The sequence below is a fragment of the Acetatifactor sp. genome (assembly GCF_982438285.1).
Window position 1 is genome coordinate 1 of sequence record NZ_CEWDFQ010000161.1, and the last position, 6,909, is coordinate 6,909.

Consider the following 6,909-nt stretch of genomic DNA (forward strand, 5'->3'; position numbering starts at 1 on the left):
GTCCCTGGGCATCCTGGCAGAAATAGGATTTCATGCCGTGGAAAACCCCCATACTTCCCTTTGCTATGGAAGCGGCATGGAAATCCGTGTCAATTCCCTTTCCTGCTGCCTCACAGCCGATCAGCTCCACCTCTTTGTCCTTTATAAAGTGGTAAAAGGTGCCCATAGCGTTGCTGCCACCTCCCACGCAGGCAACCACAGCGGCCGGAAGCTTTCCTTCCTTTTCCAAAATCTGTTTTCTGGCTTCCCTGCTGATTACACTCTGAAAATCCCTCACAATCATGGGAAATGGATGGGGACCCATAACGGAGCCCAGCACATAATGGGTGTCCGACACCCGTCTGGTCCACTCCCGCATGGTTTCATTTACCGCATCCTTTAACGTCTGGGTACCGCTGGTCACGGGATGCACCTTTGCTCCCAAAAGCTCCATGCGGTAAACATTTAACGCCTGTCTGTCCGTGTCCTCCTTTCCCATATAGATTTCACATTCCATCCCCAGAAGAGCCGCTGCCGTAGCCGCCGCAACACCATGCTGGCCCGCGCCCGTCTCCGCGATCACCCTGGTTTTCCCCATCTTTTTCGCCAAAAGCACCTGTCCCAGCACATTATTGATCTTGTGGGAGCCGGTATGATTCAAATCCTCTCTTTTTAAGTAAATTTTCGCCCCTCCCAGATCCTTTGTCATTTTCTCCGCATAATACAAAAGAGAAGGTCTCCCTGCATACTCCCTCAAAAGAAAAGAAAGCTCCTCATTAAATGCCTCATCCTGCTTATAATGCTCATAGCACTCCTCAAGCCGGATCAATTCATTCATCAAAGTCTCGGGGATATACTGTCCCCCATGTATTCCGTAGCGTCCTTTACTCATCTTTAAACTTCTTCACCTTTCCTTAAATTTCCGCCCCGCACAAGCCGCACAGCCGTTCTCATCTTTTCCAAATCCTTCACTCCATTCGTCTCAACGCCGCTGCTCAAATCCACAGCAAAAGGGGCCATTTCCCGTATCGCTCCTGGCAGGTTTCCTTCATGCAGTCCCCCCGCCAGAAAGTAATCTCTGTTTACCCCCTCAAGCAGGCTCCAGTCAAAGGTTTTTCCGCTGCCCGCTCCGCTGTCAAACAGAAGATAATCTGCCTCACTGTCAAGCCAGGCCTGCACCTCTTTTGCGCACGAAGGCCGTACCGCCTTGATCAGGGGCTTTCCTGTGGCCGACTTCAGATACCGGATATCTGCTTCCGTCTCCTTCCCGTGAAGCTGAACCAGATCAATCAAACCCTCTTCCAGGCATTCTACAATCTCCCCACAGGGGGCATCCACAAACACCCCTGCCGCCAAAATGTCCGGATTCAAAGCCTTACGCATTTTTGCGGCCATTTCTCTGTTCACCTGCCTTCTGCTTTTGGCGAAAACAAATCCCACATAATCCGGCTTCACCGCATTGGCATAGGCGATATCCTCCATCCGGAACAGACCGCATATCTTTATCCTTGCACTCATAGGCCAAGCCCTCCGGACGCCCCCGAAAGTTCCTTTAACAAAGCTCCTTTCTCAGGGGAGCGCATCAAGGTTTCTCCGATCAAAACGGCGTCCGTGCCGTTTTTCTCCAACCTTTCAATATCCTCTCTTGTTTTCATGCCGCTCTCCGACACAAAAAGCACTTGTTTCGGCACAAGCTCTCGAAGCCGGATGGAATTGCGGATATCCACAGAGAAATCCTTTAAATTCCGGTTGTTCACTCCCACAATGGTGCTTCCCGCCGAAAGAGCCATTTCCACCTCCCTTTCATCATGGGCCTCCGTCAATGCGGACAGTCCAAGCTCCCTTGCAAGCCCCAGATATTCCTGCAGCTGCATTGGGGAGAGGATGGCACAGATAAGCAGCACAGCGTCCGCTCCCATTTTCCTTGCCTGATAGATCATATATTCATCCACCGTAAAGTCCTTGCGCAAAAGGGGGATGGATACCCTTTGCCTGATCTGCCTCAGATAGGAATCCTTTCCCTGAAAATAATAGGGCTCCGTCAAGACAGAGATGGCTGCAGCTCCCGCTCTTTCATATTCCTTGGCAATCTCTCTATAAGGAAAATCTCCGGCAATCACTCCCTTGGAGGGGGAAGCCTTTTTCACCTCACAGATAAAGCTCATCCCAGGTCTTTTCAGGGCTTCCTCAAAAGGGAAGCCCTCCGGCCCTTTTGTATCCGCAGCCGCAGCCTTAAGCTCGTTTAATGGAAGCCTTTCCTTCTCTGCGTTGATACGCTCTTTTGTTTTTGCAGCAATTTCCTCTAAAATCAAACTGATACCTCCCATCTGCCAAAGCAGACATCCCTTTCTTTTCCTCAGCAGTTCGACAATTTGACAAAAGCATCCAGACGTTTCATTGCCTCCCCGCTGTCGATAAGCTTTGCAGCCATGCTGATGCCCTCTTTTATGCTTTGTGCCTTTCCCGCCGCATAGATAGCCGCTCCGCTGTTCATCAGCACCACATTCCTTTTGGGGCCTTGTTCCCCTTTCAGGATATTTCTGGTAATCTGCGCATTTTCCTGGGGCGTTCCTCCCTTAAGCGCCTCACGGCTGCAGGTTTCAAATCCGAAATCCTCAGGACGCACAGTGTAGGTTTTGTACCTCTGATCCTTAAAATCGCATACCAGGGTAGGCGCACACAAGGATATTTCATCCAGCTTATCCTTTCCGTAAACCACCAGCCCCTGCTTTACCCCAAGGCTCATCAGCACCTGAGCCAGGGGCTCCACCAAAGATTCGTCATAAACCCCCAGCAGCTGATAGGCCGGACGGGCAGGATTGGTCAAAGGCCCCAATATATTAAACACAGTGCGGATGCCAAGCTCCTTCCGGATGGCTCCCACATGGCGCATGGAGGTGTGGTATTTCTGAGCAAACATAAAGCATATCCCCGCTTTCTCCAACAGCTCCCTGCACCTTTCAGGCTCCTGATTGATATTGACGCCCAGCGCCTCCAGACAATCCGCCGTGCCGCAGTCAGAGGAGGCCGCCCGGTTTCCATGCTTCGCCACCTTTATGCCTGCTGCCGCCATCACAAAGGCAGAGGTGGTGGAAATATTAAAGCTGTGGGCTCCGTCTCCTCCTGTCCCCACGATCTCCATGGTTTCCATTCCCGTCTCCACCTGCTGCGCGTGCTCTCTCATGGAAGCCGCACACCCGGATATCTCATCAATGGTTTCCGACTTTGTGCTTTTTGTGGAAAGGGCCGCCAGAAAAGCCGCATTCTGGGTAGGCGTGGTCTCCCCGCTCATAATCTCATTCATCACCTCATATGCCTCGTTATAAGTCAAGTCTCCTTTCCCGACAATTTTTACGATTGCTTCTCTGATCATATTTCTACCTCCAAAAAATTTTCCATTATTTTCCTTCCATCCGGCGTCAAAATAGATTCGGGATGAAACTGCACACCATATACCGGCAGACTTTCATGCTCTACCGCCATCACCTCTCCATCCTCCGTCCTGGCTGTAACGATAAGCTCCTTTGGCAAGGTGTTTTCATCCGCTGCCAGAGAATGATACCTGCCCACTGTGATTTTTTCCTCCATGCCCCAAAACAATCTGCTTTCCTTTTTCACGCTCACCACGGACTGCTTTCCGTGCATCAGCCTTTTGGCATGGACAATGTCTGCTCCAAGGGCCTGGCATATGGCCTGATGTCCCAGACAGATTCCAAGAATCGGAACCGGTTTTCTTCTTCCAGCCGCCGTAAAATGAGAAACCAGCTCTTCACAGATGCCTGCGTCTGCAGGCCTTCCCGGCCCTGGAGAAAGAATCACATGGGAAGGCGAAAGGGCTTCTATCTCCTCCAGCGTGATTTTATCGTTTCGCACCACCAGCACATCCGGGCTTACAGAAGCCGTCAGCTGATACACATTGTAGGAAAAGCTGTCATAGTTATCGATCAACAGGATCATTCCAATCCCTCCTTTGCTTCCATAACCGCATTTTTTACTGCCGCCGCCTTTTGAATGCACTCCTCATACTCTCTTTCAGGCACACTGTCCGCCACAATACCGGCGCCGGAGCGGATAAATACCTTTCCGTTTTTGGAAAAGGCAAGGCGGATGGCAATGCAGGTATCCAGATTTCCCGTAAAGGACAGATATCCAATCGCACCTCCGTAAATACCTCTCTTATTGTTTTCCAGTTTGTTTATAATCTCACAGGCCTTAAGCTTCGGCGCTCCGGACAGGGTTCCCGCCGGCAGAATGGCGTCAACCGCATCCAGCGCATCCGCATCCTCCCTGATCTGGCCGCTCACCGTAGAGCCCAGGTGCATCACATGGGAATAGCGCTCCACAGACGCATATTTTTCCACCCTTACGCTTCCTATTTTACTGATTCTTCCCAGATCATTCCGCCCAAGATCCACCAGCATATTGTGCTCCGCCAGCTCCTTTTCATCTGAAAGAAGCTGTCTCTCCAGCTCCAAATCCTCTTTTGGCGTCCTTCCCCTGGGCCTTGTGCCGGCCAGTGGAAAGGTGTAAAGCTTTCCCTCCTCCAGCTTTACCAGTGTTTCTGGGCTCGCTCCTGCAATCTCTCCGTCATGTCCCGAAAAATAAAACATATAGGGGGAGGGATTGGTGGTGCGGAGCACCCGGTAAGCGTCAAGGAGACTTCCCTCCATTTCAGCCTCCAGGCGGTTTGACAGCACTGCCTGAAAGATGTCTCCCTCTTTGATGTGCTCCTTTGCCTGCTCCACCATGGCGCAGTAGCGAGTCTTGTCAAACAGGGGCCTAAAGTCCGTCAGCAGCCGAAGGGGCAGATTCTCCTCCTTGTCTCCCTCCCGCAAAAGCCGCCGCATCCCATCCAGCTCCAAAACCGCTTTGTTGTAATTGGTCTCCAAATCCTCTGTGCGGATATTTACAATCAGGATGATTTTCTGCCTGTAATTGTCAAAGGCCACAAGCTTGTGAAACAGCATCAGGTTTACATCCTGAAAACCCTCCTCATCCTCGGCGTCCAGCTTTAACGAAGGCTCGCTGTACTTGATGTAATCGTAGGAAAAATATCCCGCAAGCCCTCCTGTAAAGGGCGGCAGGCCCTCTAAAACGGGACTTTTGTTTTCTGCAAGCAGTTTTCTTATGGACTCCCTTACATCCTCTCCGGCCCTGCGCATGGTCATCGGGGATTTCACCGTGACCTGGCCATCATAACAGGTGATTTCCAGCAAAGGATCATATCCCAAAAAAGAATACCGGCCCCATCGTTTATCCGCCTCCGCACTCTCCAGCAAAAACACATGTCTGCTGACTTTTTTCAGCTTACGCAGGGCCTCCACCGGCGTGATGGCATCGGCGTAAATTTCCGTGCTCACAGGAATCAGCCCGTACCTTCCCTCTGCGGCCAGTTCCTGACAGACCTTTAAGTCCGGCTTCACTCTGATATTCTGTATGCTCATTTCCTTTCCTCCCTTTTCCCATCGCTGCACGGCCTATTGTGCCATGCAGAAATATAGGCTGCCAATGTATTCTGCCACAGACGTCGCTATTACAGGCACAAAAAAACCGCCCATGACAGATGTTGCTTAACTTCTGTCAAGGACGGGATGCTCCAATGAAAAAAATCCCGCGGTGCCACCTTGCTTCACGCCTTTTTGGCATGCTCTTATCAGGATACCATCATATCCCTGGCAACTGACGTATGCCCCTACGTCGCGAAATACTAAAAGCTGCCGCTCCTTTCCTCGCGCCCTCCGTGGTCCATTTAACAGCCTGCATTTCCAACCTTTCTCAGCCTCCGGTCTCTCTGTAAGCGCATGTACTGTTTTTATCTCCACATCTACGGTTTGTGCTCCGCTATTTTGTTTTTAACATTTTAACGCAGTAAAGGGTTCCTGTCAAGTGTTTTTTATGCTGAACTGTTACGCCTATTTTTATGCTGAACTGTTACGCCTAAAACTGTATGGGCGTCACTTCTTTTGTCAGGGGCAGCATCCTGTATTCCGGAAACTGTTCGATCATTTCCTCCAGACACTGGGCCGTGCTGTAGACAATATCATGGGCCAGCATCACCACCTTTTTTCTCCCCAGAGTGCTCTCTCTGGCATTTTTCAAAAGGATCTGAGGATCAGGATTTTTCACAGCATCCTCCAGGCTTGCATTCCAGTCAAAGTACACAAAGCCCCTTTTAGTCATCTCCTTTATGATATCCTCATAAACTTCCTCATTGTAGGCATTGATGCTGCCGCCGGGAAAACGAAACAACTCTGCCTCCACCCCTGTAGTTTCATATATAATATCATATGCCTCATAAAAATCCTCAAGGTAGCTGTCCACACTCTCATACAGGGTTTCATACTCGTGCCAATTACAGTGAATGCCAATGGTGTGGCCCTCGTTTACAATGCGTCTGGCCATCTCAGGGTGCTTTTTCACATTTTCCCCCACTACAAAGAAGGTTGCCTTTATGTTTTTTTCCCGTAGAATATCTAAAATGGCTCCTGTTGTCTCCACCGACGGTCCATCGTCAAAGGTAAGGTACATAGTCTTTGGATGAAAATATAAATCAATTCCCTCTACAATGCCGGCTGCAAGCTTAAGCTGATATTCTTCCTCCAAAAGCCGTTCTCTCTCCTCCTTATTGGACAAAAATCCCGTCTCCACCAGACAGGCGGGCATATCCGTCTCCCGAAGCACATAAAGCGTATCCGCGCTTTTCATTTCTCTATCCGCCGCCCCTGTGCGCTCCAGCGTAAATTTGCGGATCAGCTCTGCAAGACGAAAACTGCCTCTTTCCATGTTCTGCCCATGCTGCTGTGTCTCCGATTCCTTTTCCAGATACCAGGTTTCCAGTCCACAGGCCTGGGAAACCTCCGAGGCATTCTGGTGAATGCTCACAAAAATATCCGCGCCTGCACCATCTGCAATCTCTACTCTCTCCTGCAG

Annotated in this window: 7 protein-coding genes; all 7 read right to left on the minus strand. The window is 50.5% G+C overall.

The features are described from left to right. The coding region (trpB, locus tag AC1WIP_RS09145; protein WP_481141552.1) for a tryptophan synthase subunit beta at positions 1-871 on the minus strand (871 nt) is incomplete at its 3' end. A 2-nt stretch (positions 872-873) separates the two neighbouring features. Then, positions 874-1,497, minus strand: coding sequence for a phosphoribosylanthranilate isomerase (locus AC1WIP_RS09150; protein WP_481141553.1), 624 nt, complete (start codon positions 1,495-1,497; stop codon positions 874-876). Beyond that, positions 1,494-2,291, minus strand: a complete 798-nt coding sequence (trpC, locus tag AC1WIP_RS09155) for an indole-3-glycerol phosphate synthase TrpC (RefSeq protein WP_481141554.1) — start codon at positions 2,289-2,291, stop codon at positions 1,494-1,496. The genes AC1WIP_RS09150 and trpC overlap by 4 nt, the downstream gene beginning before the upstream one ends. Before the next feature lie 44 nt (positions 2,292-2,335). Further along, positions 2,336-3,352 carry an anthranilate phosphoribosyltransferase gene (gene trpD, locus AC1WIP_RS09160; protein WP_481141555.1) on the minus strand — a complete coding sequence of 339 codons (1,017 nt, stop codon included), beginning with the start codon at positions 3,350-3,352 and terminating at the stop codon, positions 2,336-2,338. Beyond that, a complete protein-coding gene (locus AC1WIP_RS09165; protein WP_481141556.1) occupies positions 3,349-3,936 on the minus strand; it encodes an anthranilate synthase component II in 588 nt (195 codons plus the stop codon). Before AC1WIP_RS09165 ends, trpD begins: the two co-directional genes overlap by 4 nt. Beyond that, positions 3,933-5,423, minus strand: a complete 1,491-nt coding sequence (gene trpE, locus AC1WIP_RS09170; RefSeq protein ID WP_481141557.1) for an anthranilate synthase component I — start codon at positions 5,421-5,423, stop codon at positions 3,933-3,935. The genes AC1WIP_RS09165 and trpE overlap by 4 nt, the downstream gene beginning before the upstream one ends. A 493-nt stretch (positions 5,424-5,916) precedes the next feature. Further along, on the minus strand, positions 5,917-6,909 hold a 993-nt coding region (locus tag AC1WIP_RS09175; protein ID WP_481141558.1), incomplete at its 5' end, for a polysaccharide deacetylase family protein.

Excerpts from the sequence above, each read along its gene's own strand:
- AC1WIP_RS09150 (WP_481141553.1), bottom strand. The coding sequence starts at position 1,497 with ATGAGTGCAAGGATAAAGATATGCGGTCTGTTCCGGATGGAGGATATC.
- AC1WIP_RS09165 (WP_481141556.1), bottom strand. The coding sequence starts at position 3,936 with ATGATCCTGTTGATCGATAACTATGACAGCTTTTCCTACAATGTGTAT.
- trpE (WP_481141557.1), bottom strand. The coding sequence starts at position 5,423 with ATGAGCATACAGAATATCAGAGTGAAGCCGGACTTAAAGGTCTGTCAG.
- trpD (WP_481141555.1), bottom strand. The coding sequence starts at position 3,352 with ATGATCAGAGAAGCAATCGTAAAAATTGTCGGGAAAGGAGACTTGACT.